This is a genomic window from Pseudomonas sp. NFACC05-1, from assembly GCF_900100135.1.
Lineage (GTDB): Bacteria > Pseudomonadota > Gammaproteobacteria > Pseudomonadales > Pseudomonadaceae > Aquipseudomonas > Aquipseudomonas fluorescens_Q.
The window spans coordinates 93,304-110,101 of sequence record NZ_FMTR01000017.1 but is presented as its reverse complement, the minus strand read 5'-3'; the positions used below and the strand labels follow the sequence as shown (position 1 = coordinate 110,101).

Annotated in this window: 17 protein-coding genes; all 17 read left to right on the top strand. The window is 62.1% G+C overall.

Features of this window, described 5'->3' with window-relative positions; genetic code table 11:
• Positions 1-329 precede the first annotated feature (329 nt).
• The 17 genes from BLO97_RS22145 (at position 330) to tpx (ending at position 16,788) form a co-directional block, all read left to right on the top strand.
• Positions 330-1,739 carry a circularly permuted type 2 ATP-grasp protein gene (locus BLO97_RS22145; RefSeq protein WP_003201697.1) on the top strand — a complete coding sequence of 470 codons (1,410 nt, stop codon included), beginning with the start codon at positions 330-332 and terminating at the stop codon, positions 1,737-1,739.
• Between the two features lie 3 nt (positions 1,740-1,742).
• Positions 1,743-2,693, top strand: coding sequence for an alpha-E domain-containing protein (locus BLO97_RS22140; RefSeq protein ID WP_003201699.1), 951 nt, complete (start codon positions 1,743-1,745; stop codon positions 2,691-2,693).
• Positions 2,690-3,487, top strand: coding sequence for a transglutaminase family protein (locus BLO97_RS22135; protein ID WP_092143684.1), 798 nt, complete (start codon positions 2,690-2,692; stop codon positions 3,485-3,487). The genes BLO97_RS22140 and BLO97_RS22135 overlap by 4 nt, the downstream gene beginning before the upstream one ends.
• Before the next feature lie 462 nt (positions 3,488-3,949).
• Entirely contained in the window at positions 3,950-4,552 is a 603-nt protein-coding gene (locus BLO97_RS32395; protein ID WP_072347174.1) for a transposase, read from the top strand.
• A gap of 68 nt (positions 4,553-4,620) precedes the next feature.
• Complete coding sequence (locus BLO97_RS22125; protein ID WP_371914656.1) at positions 4,621-6,183, top strand: ShlB/FhaC/HecB family hemolysin secretion/activation protein; 1,563 nt, start codon at positions 4,621-4,623, stop codon at positions 6,181-6,183.
• 17 nt (positions 6,184-6,200) lie between these two features.
• On the top strand, positions 6,201-8,000 hold the full coding sequence (locus BLO97_RS22120; protein ID WP_092348167.1) for a DUF2341 domain-containing protein: 1,800 nt from the start codon (positions 6,201-6,203) through the stop codon (positions 7,998-8,000).
• 10 nt (positions 8,001-8,010) lie between these two features.
• A complete protein-coding gene (locus BLO97_RS22115; protein WP_092348164.1) occupies positions 8,011-8,436 on the top strand; it encodes an ExbD/TolR family protein in 426 nt (141 codons plus the stop codon).
• Positions 8,437-8,438: 2 nt separating this feature from the next.
• The gene (locus tag BLO97_RS22110; RefSeq protein WP_092348162.1) at positions 8,439-9,143 is read left to right on the top strand and encodes an energy transducer TonB family protein; all 705 of its coding nucleotides are present in this window, start codon (positions 8,439-8,441) and stop codon (positions 9,141-9,143) included.
• Positions 9,144-9,182: 39 nt separating this feature from the next.
• Positions 9,183-10,874 (top strand): putative porin, encoded by a 1,692-nt coding sequence (locus BLO97_RS22105; RefSeq protein ID WP_092348159.1) that lies wholly within the window; start codon positions 9,183-9,185, stop codon positions 10,872-10,874.
• A 15-nt stretch (positions 10,875-10,889) separates the two neighbouring features.
• A complete protein-coding gene (locus BLO97_RS22100) occupies positions 10,890-11,537 on the top strand; it encodes a DNA repair protein (protein WP_092143672.1) in 648 nt (215 codons plus the stop codon).
• A gap of 22 nt (positions 11,538-11,559) precedes the next feature.
• Positions 11,560-12,039, top strand: coding sequence for a YbjN domain-containing protein (locus BLO97_RS22095; protein ID WP_063321354.1), 480 nt, complete (start codon positions 11,560-11,562; stop codon positions 12,037-12,039).
• Complete coding sequence (locus tag BLO97_RS22090) at positions 12,036-12,980, top strand: peptidylprolyl isomerase (RefSeq protein ID WP_092348157.1); 945 nt, start codon at positions 12,036-12,038, stop codon at positions 12,978-12,980. The genes BLO97_RS22095 and BLO97_RS22090 overlap by 4 nt, the downstream gene beginning before the upstream one ends.
• Positions 12,981-13,180: 200 nt before the next feature.
• Complete coding sequence (locus tag BLO97_RS22085) at positions 13,181-14,161, top strand: LysR family transcriptional regulator (RefSeq protein WP_092143666.1); 981 nt, start codon at positions 13,181-13,183, stop codon at positions 14,159-14,161.
• Positions 14,162-14,304: 143 nt separating this feature from the next.
• A complete protein-coding gene (locus BLO97_RS22080; protein ID WP_063321351.1) occupies positions 14,305-14,802 on the top strand; it encodes a GNAT family N-acetyltransferase in 498 nt (165 codons plus the stop codon).
• A gap of 99 nt (positions 14,803-14,901) precedes the next feature.
• Positions 14,902-15,396 (top strand): hypothetical protein, encoded by a 495-nt coding sequence (locus BLO97_RS22075; protein WP_063321350.1) that lies wholly within the window; start codon positions 14,902-14,904, stop codon positions 15,394-15,396.
• A gap of 92 nt (positions 15,397-15,488) precedes the next feature.
• A complete protein-coding gene (locus BLO97_RS22070) occupies positions 15,489-16,160 on the top strand; it encodes a DUF3313 domain-containing protein (RefSeq protein WP_092348156.1) in 672 nt (223 codons plus the stop codon).
• Between the two features lie 127 nt (positions 16,161-16,287).
• On the top strand, positions 16,288-16,788 hold the full coding sequence (gene tpx / locus BLO97_RS22065) for a thiol peroxidase (protein WP_013693326.1): 501 nt from the start codon (positions 16,288-16,290) through the stop codon (positions 16,786-16,788).
• Positions 16,789-16,798 lie beyond the last annotated feature (10 nt).

The window sequence follows — 16,798 nt, the reverse complement described above, 5'->3', positions numbered from 1 at the left end:
CCGGGGCGTTTTGTCGTATAAATGAAAACAAATTTCGCTTTCAAACAACTTTGTAACGGTTTTTCCAGCGCAGTCTTGATGCATCGCGCTTAGGCACAGCCTTTGCTAGACCTCAACAGCGAAACCCACCGAACCGTTGGATTCAGTACAGGAGTGACCACGCAGATTTAATCAGGGGGCGCACGTCATCCAGACGCAAAGGCCAGATCAGAGACCACTGCTATCGAGGTATCACGGAGAAACAGGGTTCATTAAAACAAAGCAAGGCCAGACCATTGGAATGACGAAGTGATAAGAAATGCCGTGTAGAACGCGGCTGGGAGTTGGCTATGCCCCACGCTTTTTTTAATGAAATGTACGACGCAAAGGGTGACTGCCGCCCGCATTACCAAGCCTTCTCGCGCTGGCTGGCGGACACCCCGCTTGAACTGCTTGAACAACGCCGCCGCGAAGCCGACCTGCTGTTCCATCGAGCCGGTATCACCTTCACCCTCTATGGGGACGAGCAGGGCACCGAGCGCCTGATCCCCTTCGATATCATTCCCCGCAGCATCAAGGCCAGCGAATGGCAGATGGTCGAGCGTGGCTGCATTCAGCGGGTCCAGGCCCTGAACATGTTCCTGGCCGACATCTACCATGGGCAGCACATCCTCAAGGAAGGCATCATCCCGCCCGAGCAGGTGCTCGCCAACGAGGGTTATCAGATCGCGATGCAGGGCCTGAACCTGCACCGAGGCATCTACGCCCATATCGCCGGTGTCGACCTGGTTCGCGATGGTGACGGCAGCTATTACGTGCTGGAAGACAACCTGCGCACGCCCAGCGGTGTGAGCTACATGCTCGAAGACCGCAAGATGATGATGCGCCTGTTCCCCGAGCTCTTCGCCGCCCAGCGCGTGGCCCCCATCGATCATTACCCGAACCTGCTGCTCGACACCCTCAAGAGCTCAAGCCCCCTCGAGAACCCCACCGCCGTGGTGCTGACCCCGGGGCGCTTTAACAGTGCCTATTTCGAGCACGCGTTCCTGGCCCGTGAAATGGGCGTGGAACTGGTGGAGGGCGCAGACCTGTTCGTGCGTGACGACCATGTGTACATGCGCACCACCGCCGGCCCACGACAGGTGGACGTGATTTATCGTCGCCTTGACGATGCCTACCTCGACCCGCTGTCGTTCAACCCCGATTCGATGTTGGGCGTGCCCGGGCTGATCGCCGTGTACCGCGCGGGCAATGTGGTGCTGGCGAACGCGGTCGGCACCGGCGTGGCCGACGACAAGTCGATCTACCCCTACGTCGACGAAATGATCCGCTTCTACCTCACCGAAGAACCGATCCTGAAGAATGTGCCCACCTGGCAGTGTCGCAAGCCCCAGGACCTGTCCCATGTGCTGGCCAACCTGCCGGATCTGGTAGTCAAGGAAACCCAGGGCTCCGGCGGCTACGGCATGCTGGTCGGGCCGGCCGCCAGCGCGGCGGAGATCGAAGATTTCCGCGCGCGCCTCAAGGCTCGGCCTGAAGCCTACATCGCCCAGCCCACCTTGAGTCTGTCCACGTGTCCAACCTTCGTCGAGAGCGGCATCGCACCGCGCCACATCGACCTGCGTCCGTTCGTGCTGTCGGGCAAGGAAACGCGCCTGGTGCCTGGCGGGCTGACCCGCGTGGCGCTGCGCGAAGGCTCGCTGGTGGTGAACTCGTCCCAGGGCGGCGGCACCAAAGACACTTGGGTAGTGGAGGACTAAGACATGCTTTCAAGAACTGCTTCGGACCTCTATTGGATGTCCCGCTACCTGGAGCGCGCCGAGAACCTGGCGCGCATGCTCGAAGTCAGCTATTCGCTGTCGCTGATGCCCCAGGCCGGGCGCAGCGATGGCCATGCGGAACTGGCGATGTCGCTGCTGGCGGCCGGTACGCTGGACGACTACAACGCCCGTTATGACGCGCTCAACACCGAGCGCATGCTGCATTTCTTCGCCTTGGACGAAACCAACCCCGGCAGTATCTACAGCTGCCTGCGAGCTGCGCGGACCAATGCCCATGCCGTGCGCGGGCGCATCACCGCCGACATGTGGGAGAACATCAACGCCACCTGGCTGGAAATGCGCAACATCGCCAGCAACGGCCTGGGGCGCTACGGCATCAGCCATTTCTGCGAGTGGGTCAAGGAGCGTTCGCACCTGTTTCGTGGCGCGACGTCGGGCACCATCATGCGCAACGATGCCTACTGCTTCATTCGCCTGGGGACCTTTATCGAACGGGCCGACAACACGCTGCGGTTGCTGGACGCCCGCTATGAGATGTTCGGCGAGGAATCGGAGGAGGTCAGCGACAACTCGGCCCGTGGTTACTACCAGTGGAGTGCCTTGTTGCGCGCGTTGTCTTCGTTCGAGGCGTTCAACGAGATCTACCGCAATGCGCCCAATGCCGAGCAGGTTTCCGAGATGTTGCTGCTGCGCGCTGACGTCCCGCGCTCGCTGCATGCCTGCATCGAGGAACTGGACCACATTCTCGCCAGCCTGCCGGGCAACAACGGCCGGCCAGCGCAACGCCTGGCCGCCGAACTGAATGCACGCCTGCGTTATTCGGGGATCGATGAGATCCTGGCGTCGGGCCTGCATCAATGGCTGACCGACTTGATCGGGCAGATCCGCCACTTGGGCCAGACCGTCCATGAGTCTTACCTGGAGGTCGTATGAAACTGTCCATACGCCACGACACGACCTACAGCTACGCCGATGAAGTCTGCACCAGCATCCAGTTCCTGCGCCTGACGCCCCGGGACACTCAGCGCCAGCGTATCCTGCAATGGCATCTGGAACTGCCGCGACTGGTCCGCAGCCAGCTTGATCCCTATGGCAACATCTTGCATGTGATGACCATGGACGAGCCCCACGGTGCCTTGATCCTGACAGCTTATGGCGAGGTGGAAATCCATCAGTCCATCGCGATGGAACCGGACAACCAGTCGCCGCTACCTTTCCTGCGCACCAGTCGCCTGACCCAGGCGGATGAGACCCTCAGCGCCTTCGCCGTCGAGCAATGCGCCGGCCGGCGTGATCGTACGGCCTTGACCGATCTGATGAACGGTTTGGCGGCGCGGATGCCCTACAGCCCCGGCACGACGGCGGTCAACAGCACAGCCGCCGAGGCGTTTGCCGGTGGGACGGGGGTTTGCCAGGACCATACCCACGCGTTCCTGGCCTGCGCTCGCAGCCTGGGCATTCCTGCGCGCTATGTTTCCGGCTATTTGTGCACCGAGGATGAAAGCCACCTGGCGAGCCACGCCTGGGCGGAGGCCTGGCTGGATGATGGTTGGTACAGCTTCGACGTGACCAACCGCCTGACCCTTCCAGACCGCCACCTGAAACTGGCAGTCGGCCTGGACTACCTCGACGCCTGCCCGGTACGCGGCATGCGCCGGGGGGGCGGGGCGGAACAGATGCAGGCGCGGGTGCAGGTTAGTTCGATGGTGCAGGTGCAGCACCAATAACCCGCGGAACCTGGTGGCCTCATCGCGAGCAGGCTCGCTTCCACAGGAGATTGACGGTGGACGTCATTGTCGTGAACACCCGAGAATCTGTTGTGGAAGCGACCTGGTCGCGATAAGGCCGGTACTCATCGCCCCAGACCGTCTGTGGCGAGGGAGCTTGCTCCCGCTGGGCTGCGCAGCGGCCCCCAAGGTATTTTCCTGACACACCGAGTCGGCAGGTCCCGGGGCCGCTTCGCGCCCCAACGGGAGCAAGCTCCCTCGCCACAGGGTTCGGTGTCGCCCATCACTTGGTTGAACGCTCCCACAAGATCCCACCCCTCCTTGCCCTCCAAAATGAAGCTTTCATGACAAAAGTTCGGTAGCACATCGCCATTCCCGTCATGCCTGTGTGACGTGTTCAAGGGGACCTTTCAGGTCGTTTTGGAGCCGGGGCGCGAAGCCGGGAGTGAGGCGATGGGGACTATGGAACGTTATTCGAAAGTGGGCATGCAGGAGCTTGACCAGCGGCTGTCGAAGATCGTCGAGGCGGCGCGCAAGCAGCCGGTCTCGGTGTATCGCTACGGCGCGCCGTGGGTCTGGATTGTTTCCCAGGATGACTGGCAGGGCGCGCTCAAGGAAGTGTCCAGCTACATTCCGCAGGGCCATTCACTGGTTTTGCTACGCCCGCAGATCGACGACCTGCTGGATGACCATCGCGATGTGTTGCAGGGGCTGAATGCCAGCGCCCAGATGCTGATCGCACCGCAAACCGCCATGCATATCCTCCTGCTACAACTGCTCTATTCGGTGCCCAGCGAGCAGCAACTCTACGAGCAACTCAACTACAACCTGCTGTTTCGCTGGTTCGTCGGCCTGGACCTGAACCAGAAGGTCTGGAGCTTCAACGTCCTGAGCAAAGACCTCGCCACACTGCTGGGCGACGCGCGGGCAGTGCGGCTCATCCAGAAAATTATCGGTGAAGTGTTCTGTGGCGCCTTGCTGCAAATGCCGGAGTTCTCCTTGAACTTCGCGCTTTTGCACACCTGGCTGGCCCGGCACGCCACGACATCGACCGCAAGCAATTGAGCCGTACTTTGAATTCAGGGGGTGGTGTGGAGCATTTCTTCAAATCGCGGCCGGCGCTGTGGGGCTGGTTGCTGCTGGCGGTCGGGGGGCCGTCGGCAATCGCTGCAGAAGGAGGGCAGGAGGCCGAAGCGGCCCCGACGCGCCTGGTGGACGTGAACGAGTATTTCGTGCGGGGCAACACCGTGCTCGATGCCCGGGCCATCGAGGAAGCGGTGTACCCGTTCCTCGGCCCGCAAAAGGCCTTGAGCGACATCGAGGGCGCCCGGGAAGCCTTGCAGAAGGCCTATCAGGCCCGGGGTTATCAATCGGTGTTCGTCGAACTGCCAGAGCAGAAAGTCGAAGACGGCATCGTCTACCTGCAAGTCAGCGAGACCAAGATTGGCCGGGTGCGGGTGGTGGGGGCCAAGCATTATTCCCCCGTCGAAATTCGTGATGACGTGCCAGCGCTCAAGGAAGGCGAAGTGCCCGATTTCGCCCAGGTCCAGGCAGAACTGGCGCTGCTTAACAAAACCCCGGGGCGCCAGGTCATGCCGCTGGTGCGCGAAGGCCAGCGCCCCGGCACCATGGACGTGGATTTGCAAGTCGAAGACCAGGACCCCTGGCAGGCCAGCCTGGGGGTGAACAACGACTACAGCGCCGACACCGAGAAGCTGCGCACCGTCGCCAGCCTGGGCTACAACAACCTCTGGCAACTGGGCCACAGCGTTTCGCTTACCTTCTTCACCGCGCCCCAGGACACCGAGAATGCCAAGGTCTGGTCGGGCTCCTACACCGCGCCGTTGAGCGAACGCTGGAGCGTGCAGTTCTCGGGTTACCAATCCGACAGCAACGTGGCGACCGTCGGCGGTAGCAACGTATTGGGCAAAGGCCATTCCTATGGGGTGTCGGCGATCTACAGCCTGCCGTCCACGGGGGCATGGGCCAACAGCTTTTCGGTCGGGGTCGATTTCAAGGACTTCGAGGAAGAGCTGAACCTGGGCGGCGCCAGCGACAAGGCACCGCTCAAGTACGCGCCATTCACCTTCGCCTACAACGGCTTTCGCTACACCGAAACCAGCCAGTTGGGCCTTGGCCTGAGCCTGGTGGCGGGTACCCGCAGTCTGCTGGGCTACGGCAGCTCCGACGAAGAATTCGACTACAAGCGCTATCGCGCCAGCCCCAGCTTCGCCGTGCTCAAGGGCGACGGCAATTACACCTTTACCTTCGCCAATGATTGGCAGACTGCCTCCAAGGCCGCCTTCCAACTCGCCTCCGGGCCGCTGGTTTCCAACGAACAATTCTCGGCCGGTGGCGCCACCTCGGTGCGTGGCTATCTGGCCGCCGAGCGCACCGGTGATGACGGCTACCTGCTGTCCCAGGAGCTGCGCACCCCGTCCCTGGCCAAGTTTCTCGGCAGTTATGTCCAGGAGTGGCGCTTCTATGCCTTCGCCGAAGGCGCGCAGTTGTACCTGCGCGACGAACTGCCCGATCAGGAAGCCGACTACAGCCTCGCCAGCGTCGGCCTCGGCACCCGCGCGAGCCTGAGCAAATGGCTGTCCGGCAGCCTCGATTGGGGCTATCCGCTGCTCGAAGGGCCGAACACCTCGAAACAGGAATCGCGCCTGCACTTCAACCTGCAAGCGACGTTTTGAACCCAGGAGTCATGTCCATGCAACGCTTACTGTTATCCCTGTTTATCTGCCTGGGGCTGGTGCTTCCGGCGACCGCCAATGCCTGGTGGCAGGACGATTGGCACTATCGCAAACAGATTTCGGTGGACACCACCCCCCAGGGCGCCGCCATCGCCCAGGCTTTGGGACGCACGGCGTTGCTGGTGCGCCTGCACACCGGCAACTTCACCTTCGACGGGGTCAAGGAAGACGGCTCGGACCTGCGCTTCGTCAGTGCCGACGACAAGACCGTGCTCAATCACCAGATCGAAAGCTTCGACCCGCTGATGGGCATGGCGCTGATTTGGGTCGATGTGCCCAATGTGGAGGGCGGTCAGCGTCAGGACATGTGGATGTATTACGGCAACCAGAAGGCGCCAGCCACAGGCAGTGGCCAGTTGACCTTCGACCCGGATTACACCGCGTTGTATCACTTTGAAGGCGCCACCGGTGTACCGCCCCGGGATACCACGGCCTACGGCAACAATGCCCAGGGCGCAGTCGGTGTCAGCATCGACGGCGTGATCGGGCATGCCTTGCAGTTCAACGGCCAGCCGCTACTGTTGCCCGCCAGCCCTTCGTTGCAACACAGTGCCGGTGCGGCGTTCACCTTCAGTACCTGGCTGCGTCAGGACCAGGCCAGTGGCGAACAGATCATCCTGGCCCGTCGCGAAGCCACCACCAGCCTGTTGATTGGCGTGAACCAGGGTGTGCCGTTCGTTGCGATCAATGACCAGCGTGCGGTCTCGACTCAGCCGCTGAATCCTGGCCAGTGGCAGCACCTGGCGTTGACCGCCTCGGGCGACCGGGTCGTGCTCTACGTCAATGGGCGTGAAACCGCGAGCCTGGCGGTGGCGATGCCCGCGTTCAACTCGCCGATGGCCTTGGGCGCAGACGTTTCCGCCGGTGCCTTCGCGCCATTTGGTGGGGCCATGGACGAAGCGCGCCTGTCCAAGGTCGCCCGCCCGGCGCCACTGTTGTTGGCTGACGCCAATGCCCAGGGCGCCGAATCGAAACTGGTGGCCTACGGCGTCGATGAAGAGCAGTCCGGCTTCGGTTTCGGCAGCCTGGGGTTCCTGCTCAACGCCGTGCCGATGGACGCCTGGGTGATCATCGGGGTGCTGGTGCTGATGATGTTCCAGTCGTGGATCATCATGATCCGCAAGAACCGCATGGTCAGCCGTCTCAGCGCGGCCAACGAAGCCTTCCGTGAACAATTCGCCAGGATCGGCACGCGCCTGGAAATGTTCGCCGACGACCAGAACCTCGCCCAGCGCCTGCAACATTCATCGCTGTGGCGCTTGTACCTGGTGGCCGTCAAGGAAATCCGCACTCGCCGTGAGCAGGGCGCTGACACCTCGTCGGTGTCGGCGGCCACCATCGAAGCGATCCGCTGTTCCATGGACGGCGTGCGCACCCGGGAAAACCAGCAGCTCAGCTCGAAGCTCTCGACCCTGTCCAACGCCATTGCCGGCGGCCCGTACATCGGCCTGCTTGGCACCGTGCTGGGGATCATGGTGGTGTTCCTCGGCACGGCCATGGCCGGTGACGTGAACATCAACGCCATTGCCCCGGGCATGGCCGCGGCATTGCTCGCCACGGCGATGGGGCTGTTCGTCGCGATCCCTGCATTGTTTGGCTACAACCGCCTGATCACTCGCAACAAGGAAGTCAGCGCCGACATGCGGGTCTTCGTCGACGAGTTCATTACGCGCCTGGCGGAAATGCACGGCGAAGGCCAGTCCGGTGAAGCGGCGCATCGGCGCAATCATCACGCCCCATCGTCCGTACCGGCCTGAGGAAATTGCCATGGCTAGCGTAAACGCTTCACACGATGACGACGATGACGCGGCGGTCGACAGCATCAACATCACGCCGCTGGTGGACGTGCTCATGGTGGTGTTGGTGATGTTCATCCTCACTGCCACGGCCCAGGTGTCGGGTATCCAGATCAACCTGCCCAAGGCCAGTGCCTCGGTGTCGTTGTCCGAGGCCAAGACCAAGGCGATTTCGGTGAATGACGGCGGGCAGGTGTTCCTCGATGCCTACCCGGTGACCCTGGCCGAGCTGGAAGAGCGCCTGCGCATCGAGAAGGCCCAGAACCCGGACTTCCCGATCATCGTGCGCGGCGACGCGACGGTGCAGTACCAGAAAGTCATCGAAGTGCTGGATCTGTTGCGGCGTCTGGAGCTGTCCCAGGTCGGTCTGGTGACCGGCAAACCGAGCCAGGGCTGATCATGACCGCCAGACTCCCCATCGATCCGCCCCCGGCGAAAACTTCGCCGCTGCGCCTGCTCAAGTGGGCCGTTGGCCTGGTGCTCGTCGCCGTGGCGGCCTGGCTGCTGTGGCAGTGGGCCAACGACATGAGTGGCGTGCGCCGTGAAGCACCGAAGGTGCCGACCATCATCCCGTTGCCGCCTCCGCCCCCACCACCGCCGGAGAAACCCAAGGAGCCGGAGCCTCAGGTCGAGGAGAAGGTGGTCGAGCCAGAACCGACTCCGGAGCCTGAAGAGGTCAAGCCCGAGGAAGAGGCGCCGCCGTCGCCAGTCGATGACCTGGCGAATCCGATGCAGATGGACGGCGATGCCCAGTCCGGCAATGACGCCTTCAACATCGGTGCCGGCAAGGGCGGCGGCATGGCCGGGGCAGGGGGCGGACGCCTCGGCAATGGCACTTACAGCCAGTTCCTGGCGTTCACCTTCCAGCGCTTGCTGCGGGAAAACCCTGACCTGCGCAGTCTGGCGTTCTCGCTGCAGGCCGATGTCTGGCTCAGTGCCGTGGGCGAAATCACTCGGGTCGAGCTGGTCAAGTCCAGCGGCAACCCGCAGGTGGACGAACAAGTGATTTCCGCCCTGCGTGCCGCGCCCCATTTGAGTGAACGGCCACCGGCCTCCCTGACTTTGCCCGTGCGCCTGTCCTTGCAGGGACGGCGGCCGGGTTAACCGACTATTTGAAAGTTTGCCAACAGGAGTTGTGTGCAGATGATTTCCAATGTGAATCGATTGTCGTGGGCAGTCGGCCTGATCGTTCTGGGCCTGTCCGGGCACGCGTTGGCCGCCCCGGCGCCTTCGGAAAACGCCACGATCAATCTGATCCGCCTGCTGGTGCAGCAGGGCGTATTGAAGCAGGACCAGGCCGACGGCCTGATTGCCCAGGCCGAACGGGAAGCCGTGCAGGCCCGTCAGGCGGCCACGGCGGTTGCCGCAGCGCCGGCCGGTGCGCCGGGGGACGTGCGGGTGCAATACGTGCCGAACATCGTGCGTGAGCAGATCCGCGACCAGGTCAAGGCTGAAGTCATGGCCACCGCCAAGCAGGAAAACTGGGCCCAACCCAATACTTTCCCGGACTGGGTTTCGCGCATCAGTTTTGACGGCGACATTCGCCTGCGGGATGAGTCGCGCTATTACTCGGGCACCAACAGCAACGAAATCGTCGACTTCGCCCGGCTCAATGACAAGGGGCCCTACGACGTCAACCCCAACAGCAGCTCCAGCCTGCCGCCGTTGCTCAACACCCGTGAAGACCGCGAGAACCTGTTCCGCCTGCGCGCACGCCTGGGCATGAAGGCCGTGATTGCCCCGCAATGGACGGCGGGTATCCGCATCGGCACCGGCTCGGACAACAACCCGGTGTCCACCACTCAGACCCTCGGTGGTGGCTTTGGCAAGAAAGACATCTGGCTCGACCAGGGCTACCTGACCTGGAAGCCTTCGGACGAATTGACCCTCACCGGCGGGCGTTTCGCCAACCCGTTCTTCTCCACCGACCTGTTGTATTCCGGTGACCTGAACTTCGACGGTGTGGCGGCGAACTTCAACCACAAGCTCAATCAGGATTGGGGCGTGTTCGGTACTGTTGGCGCGTTCCCGGTGGAGTACACCAACGACACCAGCACCAGCAATGGCAGCGACAAGGAAGAGAGCGACAACAAGTGGCTGTACGGCGCGCAACTGGGGGCCAACTGGGCCATCAATGACAGCAACCGCATCAAGGGCGCGTTGGCCTATTACCGCTTCGACGACATCGAAGGCCAGCGCTCTTCGCCGTGCCAGCCTTGGGCCGGTGATCCAGGCTGCGACAGCGACGGTTCACGCGTTGCGTTCATGCAAAAGGGCAACACCGTGTTCCTGTTGCGTGACATCACGCCCAATCCCCTCAACCCGTCCACCACGCCACAGCCGCAATACGTCGGCCTGGCCTCGGAATTCAACCTGCTGGACCTGAATCTGGCCTTGGACACCGATCTTCCCGAAGACCTGAAACTGCGCAGCCAGGCCCACTACGTCCACAACCTGGGCTACGACGAAGGCGAGATGCGCAAGCGCTCCGAGGGGCAGTTCGCCAACAACCTGGACAGCAATGGCGAGGTGGAAAGCGGCGCCAACGCCTGGATGCTCCAGTTCACCCTTGGCAACTCCCTGGAGCTCAAGCGCGAGGGCGACTGGAACCTGTTCGCCGGCTACAAGTACATCCAGCCCGATGCCTTGCCGGACGGCTTCAACGATTCGTCATTCCATCTGGGTGGCACCAACGCCAAGGGTTATTTCCTGGGTGGCAACTATGGCCTGGCGAGCAACGTCTTCGCCACCGGTCGCTGGTTGAGTTCCGAAGCGGTGTACGGCGCGCCGTACGACATCGATGTCTTGCAGCTTGAAATCAACACGCGCTTCTAAGCGCAGGGAGGCCTCATGAAAAGGCGAGCCAAATACCCATGCCCGGCCGCGTTATTGGTGCTGGGCCTGCTGCTCAGTGGCGTGGCTCATGGCGAAGGCCTGGAAGAGCGGCTGCGGGCACAACTGCGCAGCACCACCGCCCAGTTGCAGGCCCTGCAAAGCGAGCAGGCCCAGGCCAGCGCCGCTCGCCAGGCTGCCGAGAGCCAGGCCAGAGAAGCCCAGGCGCAGATCAAGCAATTGACCGCACAACTGACCAAGGCCCAGGGCCTGAATGAGCAACTGGCTGGGCATCAGCAAAACCTGCAAAGCCAGGCCCAGGCCCAGGTGGCGGCCAGCAACGAGCAAATTGGCAAGTTCAAGAAAGCCTACGACGAGCTGCTGGTCCTGGCTCGCGGCAAAGAGGCCGAGCGCGCTCGCCTGGAGGCGCAATTGACCGAGCGTGACACACAAGTGCAGCAATGTTCGGTCAAGAATCAGCAAATGTACGAAGTCGCCAAGGCGCTGCTGCATGCCTACGAAACCATTGATGTGACCGACATCGTGAAGATCCGCCAGCCGTTCGCGGCCAAGGCCCGGGTACGTTTCGAAGAGCTGGCCCAGGGGTTTGGCGATGATCTCTACAAGAACCGTTTCGATGCCCCCCAGGCCTCGATCACTCACTGAACAGAACAAGGAAGAAGCGAACATGACCTCAATGATTGAATACGTTGGTGCAAAATCCCTGACCGAGTGGTTGCAGGCCGCGGGCTATCGGGTCAATGAAACCGAGCAGAACGGTATCGTGCAGCTGCTCAGTGCCAGCCAGGGCATCGGCTTCGCGGTGCGTTTGGGTAATCCTGCGCCGACAGCTGGCCAGTACCTGGACTTCACGTTCAGTTGTGCCTTGCGGGTACAGGGCGAGTTGCCAGTTGGGTTGGTGGCGTTGTGGAACGCCTCGCGCCGCTTTGCCCGGTTGTCGCTGCAAGGCGAATTCCTGGTGATGGAAATGGACGTCGTGGTTGCGGCGGGCGTGAGTGCCGATCATCTGCGCAGCCACCTGGAACTGTGGGACCGCCTGTTGCAGGAGTTCATTGTCTACCTGCGTGAGTACAGCCAGAACGCGGCGCACCTGCAAACCCCGGCCGAGCCAGTCGAAGCGCCATCGGAGGAGGCCGTCGCATCGTGAAAAAGCCGACCTTCGTCATCAGCGCCGCCGCACTGGGGCTGATTGCCGTGGCGCTGGTGCTGGGCCTGCGGCCAGGCAGCGATCCGGTCGCCGCGGTGCAGACCGCCAGCGTTGTTTCGGCAGACTCGCCGAGCTTGGCCCGACTGGGCAATCAGCAGGTCAGCCCCGAAGAGCTCAAGACCTTGCTGGCCGCACTGGCCCCGGAGGTTCGCCAGCAAATGCGTGGCAATCGCGCTGCACTGGAAGGCTGGATCCGTGCCCGCCTGGCGGAAAAGGCCGTGTTGGAGCAGGCCGACGCCCAGGGTTGGCGCGAGCGGCCCGAGGTGCAGCGGCAGACGCGAGCGGCGGCTGAGCAGATTGTGTTTCGCGACTACTTGCAGTCGGTCAGCCAGGTGCCAGCCGGGTATCCCAGTGAAGAAGAACTGAAGCAGGCTTACGACGCCGGGAAAGCCAACTGGACCGCACCGGCGTTGTACCGCGTCAGCCAGATTTTCCTGGCAGCCACCGAGCCGCAAACCGTAGAGGCGGTGCGCCGGCAAGCGTCGGAACTGAGTAAAAAGGCCCAGGCGTCACCTGTCGAGTTTGCCGCCCTGGCCAGCCGTTTCTCCCAGGACCGCACCAGTGCCGAACGCGGCGGTGACAGCGGTTACCAGCCGTTGCAGCAACTGGTCCCGCCGGTGCGTGAGGCGGTGGCGCGCTTGAAAGTCGGCGCGGTATCGGACCCGGTGCAGAGCCCGGCAGGGTTCCATGTCATCAAGCTCACCGATCAACAGCCGGCCCGGGAAGCGACCTTGGAGGAAGTCCGCGAACGCCTGACCCAGGCCTTGCGTGCCCAGCGCCAGGAACAGATCGCCAAGGCCTACCTGGACGGTATGCTCGACACGGCCACATTGAGCATCGATGGCGCGCAGTTGAGCAAGGTGCTGGAGGAGGGGCTTTAGACCAGTACTTTGTTTGATGTGAACACCTTTGTGGCAAGAGGATTTCTTTGTGGCGAGGGGATTTATCCCCGTTGGGCTGCGTAGCAGCCCCTATCAATATCCCAGTGTCAGACCTGATGGATTTCAAGCCAAGGGGGCCGCTTCGCGACCCACGGGGATAAATCCCCTCGCCACTTCGTACAACCGACAGGGAGTCACCCATGACCTTCACCGAGCCCGCAGGACGCCAGGCTGTCACCGCATACCGCACGCCGTTGCGTGTCCCCGATCCCTGGCTGACATTGGCCGGCGGTATTGAACCGCAGGTGGCGCAGTGTTTCCTGGTCAGTGCCCGTTGCGGCTGCTTCATGCAAGCGGCCCGTAGCCTCAACGTCAAGGCAACCTTTCTGCGCAAGCAGTTGGCGCAGTTGGAGACGCGGCTGCAACGCTCGTTGTTCAGCTTCCAGGGCAGCGCCTTGACCCTCACTCGCGAAGGCCGGCAGTTGCAGGCGCGATTGATTACTCTGGCCCACGAAAGCGCGCCACCGTTGAACGAACAACCCATGATTCGCCTCGCCGTGGCCGAGTCGATTCTGCATGACATCCTGGGACGCGACTTGATCTCGTTGCTACGGCGCAACGCCCGCGTGCGACTGCAGATCATCACCCTGGACAGTGACCTGGCACTGCAAGCCGTCAGCGCCGACCTGGTGCTGTGGTTGAGTGATGCCCACACGTTGGGGCAGGGACCGAGCTTCGCCACGTTGCCTGCGGATCGCCTGGCGCGGCTGGACTATGTGCCGCACATCGCCAAGCGCTACTCCCGATCGGCCACGCGCCCGGACTGCCTGGACGACCTGAACGATTACATGCTGGTGCAATGGCAGGCGGACCGACACGTGGACGGCTTCGCCCCGTGGAACGCCCTGATAGAACAACGCCGGGCCGGTGTGGTGCAGGTGCAATCCTACGAACTGATGCTGGAAATGATTCGCTGCAGCGCCTGCATCGGCCTGTTGCCGCAGTACATGAGCCGTTTCGACCGAGGCCTGGTGGCATTGCCGCAAGTGTTCGGCTTGTCGATGCAGCGGCACTTGTGGATGGCCGTCAGTGTCCAGGCCGAAGGCTCGCCAGAGGTGCAGATGCTTCGTGAGCTGATCCATCACACGCTGGATGAGCGCCGGGATTGGTTCCAGGCATAATCGAAAAAAGGTGTCTCGCCCTTGTGGGCGCGAGCTTGCTCGCGATAGCGGCGTCCAACTGAACCACCGCTCCCACAGGTTCCCCGTAGTGCCTGGTGCGGCTTATAGTGATCGGCCTTGTACCGTCTCCAGGGAGGAGCCGCATGTCCGAATCATCGATCACCCTCGTACGCTTCACTGAAACCCACATCGCCGGTGTCACCGCGCTCTACAACGATCCGGCGGTGACTCGCCAGGTGCTGCAGATGCCTTTCCAGTCCACCGAAGTCTGGCGCAAGCGCCTGGCAATGGACGACGAGCGTTTATTGAAACTGGTGGCCCTGCACGAGGGTGAAGTCATCGGCAACCTGGGGCTGGAGCAGTTTTCCCGCGTGCGTCGTGCCCATTGCGGCAGCCTCGGCATGGGCGTGGCGGTCGCCTGGCAGGGCAAGGGTGTGGGCTCGATGTTGCTGGCCGCCGCGTTGGATGTCGCGGACAACTGGATGAACCTGCGGCGGGTCGAGTTGACGGTGTACGCCGACAACGAAGCGGCCATCGGGCTGTACCGCAAGTTTGGCTTCGAAACCGAAGGCCTGATGCGCGACTACGCCGTGCGTGACGGACGCTGGGTGGACACCCTGGCCATGGCACGGTTGCGCTGAAAGGCCCAGCTCGCAGGCAAAGAGGGCTTTTACGTACGCCAACGTCTTGAACCTGTCATCATCGCTCTTCGCAGTACTCCCTTAATCGAGGACCGGCCCATGGACGATGTACAGCAATTGGGCGAGATGCTTCGTCACTACGCCGACAGCGAAGCGCACAAGAAACAATTGCACCAGGCCCAGTCGACGGTTTGGGCAGAGCAGATCAAGGCGTTGTATGGGCAAATCGAGCAATGGCTGGCGCCTGTCATGGCGCTCGGTCTGCTGGAACTGAGCCGTGAGACGTATGTGGCGCACGGGCCGAGTGAGCCGGTAGAGACGTCCGGTTTCAAGACTGAAAAACTGACCTTGACCATTACCGGTAGGCCGGTGGAATTCGTACCGGAGGTGATGGGCGTAGGTGGGTTGATTTCATTGTCGATCATTGGCCTGGCCGCGACCCGTCACGGCAGTATTTCCCTGGTTTGCCAACCTCCATCGGTGCAATGGCAATGGCGCCGGACCAACGGGTTGAAGGACCCCGACACGTTTGCCTTCGATGCCAACTTCCTCGCACAACAGTTGCAGAGCCTGATACCGCGCGAGCGCGGCTGAATCGCGCATTCTTTTCAGAGCAGGCAAAAACCTGTCCATTGGCTATACCTGTAGTTCCGGCCCCGCCTCGTGTGGCTTACAGGAGTGACAGCATGAAGTTTTCGTCGATGATCGGCACTGTGTGCATTGCCTCGCTCGCCTTGGCGGGTTGCTCCAGCAAAGTCACACAGCCGGATGAGTACTCCGGCTTCCTGGGGGATTACAGTCGGCTCAAGGAAGAAAAGTCGCCGTCGGGGGCCGAGGTGATGCGTTGGGTCGATCCGAAGATCGACCCGGGCAAGTACACCAGTCTCTATATCGAGCCGACACAGCTTTACCCCAAGCCGCAGCCGACCGTGAAGATCCCTCAGGCGACGCTGTCGGGTATCACCGCTTATTACGATCAGGCCCTCAAGCGGGAAGCAGGAAAATCCTTGCCCCTGGCGACAGCGCCTGGGCCGGGTGTATTGGTGATGCGGGCGGCCATCACGGCTGTCGGCAGCAAGACCGAAGGCTTGAAACCGTATGAGGTGATCCCGATTGCGCTGGTGGCGGCCGCTGTGAGCACGGCAAGCGGCATTCGCGACCAGGAAACCACCCTGGGCACCGAAGCGGTTTTTCTCGACGGTGGTAACAACGCGGTGGTCGCCCAGGTGGTACGCAAGGGCACGGGCAAGCCGTTGTCCAACGAGTCCCAGGTGATGAAGCCCGATGACGTCAAAGGGGTCATCGATGGCTGGGCGTCGGATTTGCATCAGTCGTTTCTGAAATTCAAGGCTGAATAGCCACTGCCACAACCTCACGTGCCGGCGTCCAAACCACGACTTTTTATGTCCAACCATAGGTCGCGCAAGCATTTCGTGGTTAACTCCGGCCTTCACCTTTTTCAAACCTGTCAGAAGGAATCCGTTCATGGCTCAAGTCACCCTCAAAGGCAACCCGGTCCAAGTCAACGGCCAGTTGCCACAAGCCGGTAGCAAGGCGCCAGCCTTTTCCCTGGTTGCCGGCAATCTGTCGGACGTTTCCCTGAAGGACTTCGCCGGCAAGCGTAAAGTGCTGAACATTTTCCCAAGTGTCGACACGCCGACCTGCGCCACCTCCGTGCGCAAGTTCAATGCCCAGGCCAACGGCCTGACCAACACTGTGGTGCTCTGCATCTCCGCCGATCTGCCGTTCGCCCAGGCGCGTTTCTGCGGCGCCGAAGGCCTGGAAAATGTCCAGAACCTGTCGACCCTGCGCGGTGCCGAGTTCATCCAGGACTACGGCGTGGCGATCGCCGATGGCCCGCTGAAAGGCCTGACCGCCCGTGCCGTGGTGGTGCTGGACGAAAACGACACCGTGCTGCACAGCGAGTTGGTCAAGGAAATCGGTGAAGAGCCGAACTACGACGCTGCGCTGGCCGTTCTGAAATAAAGTATTTATT

Bases quoted from the DNA above. Each gene is read 5' to 3' on its own strand.
- BLO97_RS22110 (WP_092348162.1), top strand. From the start codon at position 8,439: ATGACCGCCAGACTCCCCATCGATCCGCCCCCGGCGAAAACTTCGCCG.
- BLO97_RS22075 (WP_063321350.1), top strand. From the start codon at position 14,902: ATGGACGATGTACAGCAATTGGGCGAGATGCTTCGTCACTACGCCGAC.
- BLO97_RS32395 (WP_072347174.1), top strand. From the start codon at position 3,950: ATGGAACGTTATTCGAAAGTGGGCATGCAGGAGCTTGACCAGCGGCTG.
- BLO97_RS22100 (WP_092143672.1), top strand. From the start codon at position 10,890: ATGAAAAGGCGAGCCAAATACCCATGCCCGGCCGCGTTATTGGTGCTG.
- BLO97_RS22085 (WP_092143666.1), top strand. From the start codon at position 13,181: ATGACCTTCACCGAGCCCGCAGGACGCCAGGCTGTCACCGCATACCGC.
- BLO97_RS22095 (WP_063321354.1), top strand. From the start codon at position 11,560: ATGACCTCAATGATTGAATACGTTGGTGCAAAATCCCTGACCGAGTGG.
- BLO97_RS22080 (WP_063321351.1), top strand. From the start codon at position 14,305: ATGTCCGAATCATCGATCACCCTCGTACGCTTCACTGAAACCCACATC.
- BLO97_RS22070 (WP_092348156.1), top strand. From the start codon at position 15,489: ATGAAGTTTTCGTCGATGATCGGCACTGTGTGCATTGCCTCGCTCGCC.
- BLO97_RS22135 (WP_092143684.1), top strand. From the start codon at position 2,690: ATGAAACTGTCCATACGCCACGACACGACCTACAGCTACGCCGATGAA.
- tpx (WP_013693326.1), top strand. From the start codon at position 16,288: ATGGCTCAAGTCACCCTCAAAGGCAACCCGGTCCAAGTCAACGGCCAG.
- BLO97_RS22140 (WP_003201699.1), top strand. From the start codon at position 1,743: ATGCTTTCAAGAACTGCTTCGGACCTCTATTGGATGTCCCGCTACCTG.
- BLO97_RS22105 (WP_092348159.1), top strand. From the start codon at position 9,183: ATGATTTCCAATGTGAATCGATTGTCGTGGGCAGTCGGCCTGATCGTT.
- BLO97_RS22120 (WP_092348167.1), top strand. From the start codon at position 6,201: ATGCAACGCTTACTGTTATCCCTGTTTATCTGCCTGGGGCTGGTGCTT.
- BLO97_RS22145 (WP_003201697.1), top strand. From the start codon at position 330: ATGCCCCACGCTTTTTTTAATGAAATGTACGACGCAAAGGGTGACTGC.
- BLO97_RS22115 (WP_092348164.1), top strand. From the start codon at position 8,011: ATGGCTAGCGTAAACGCTTCACACGATGACGACGATGACGCGGCGGTC.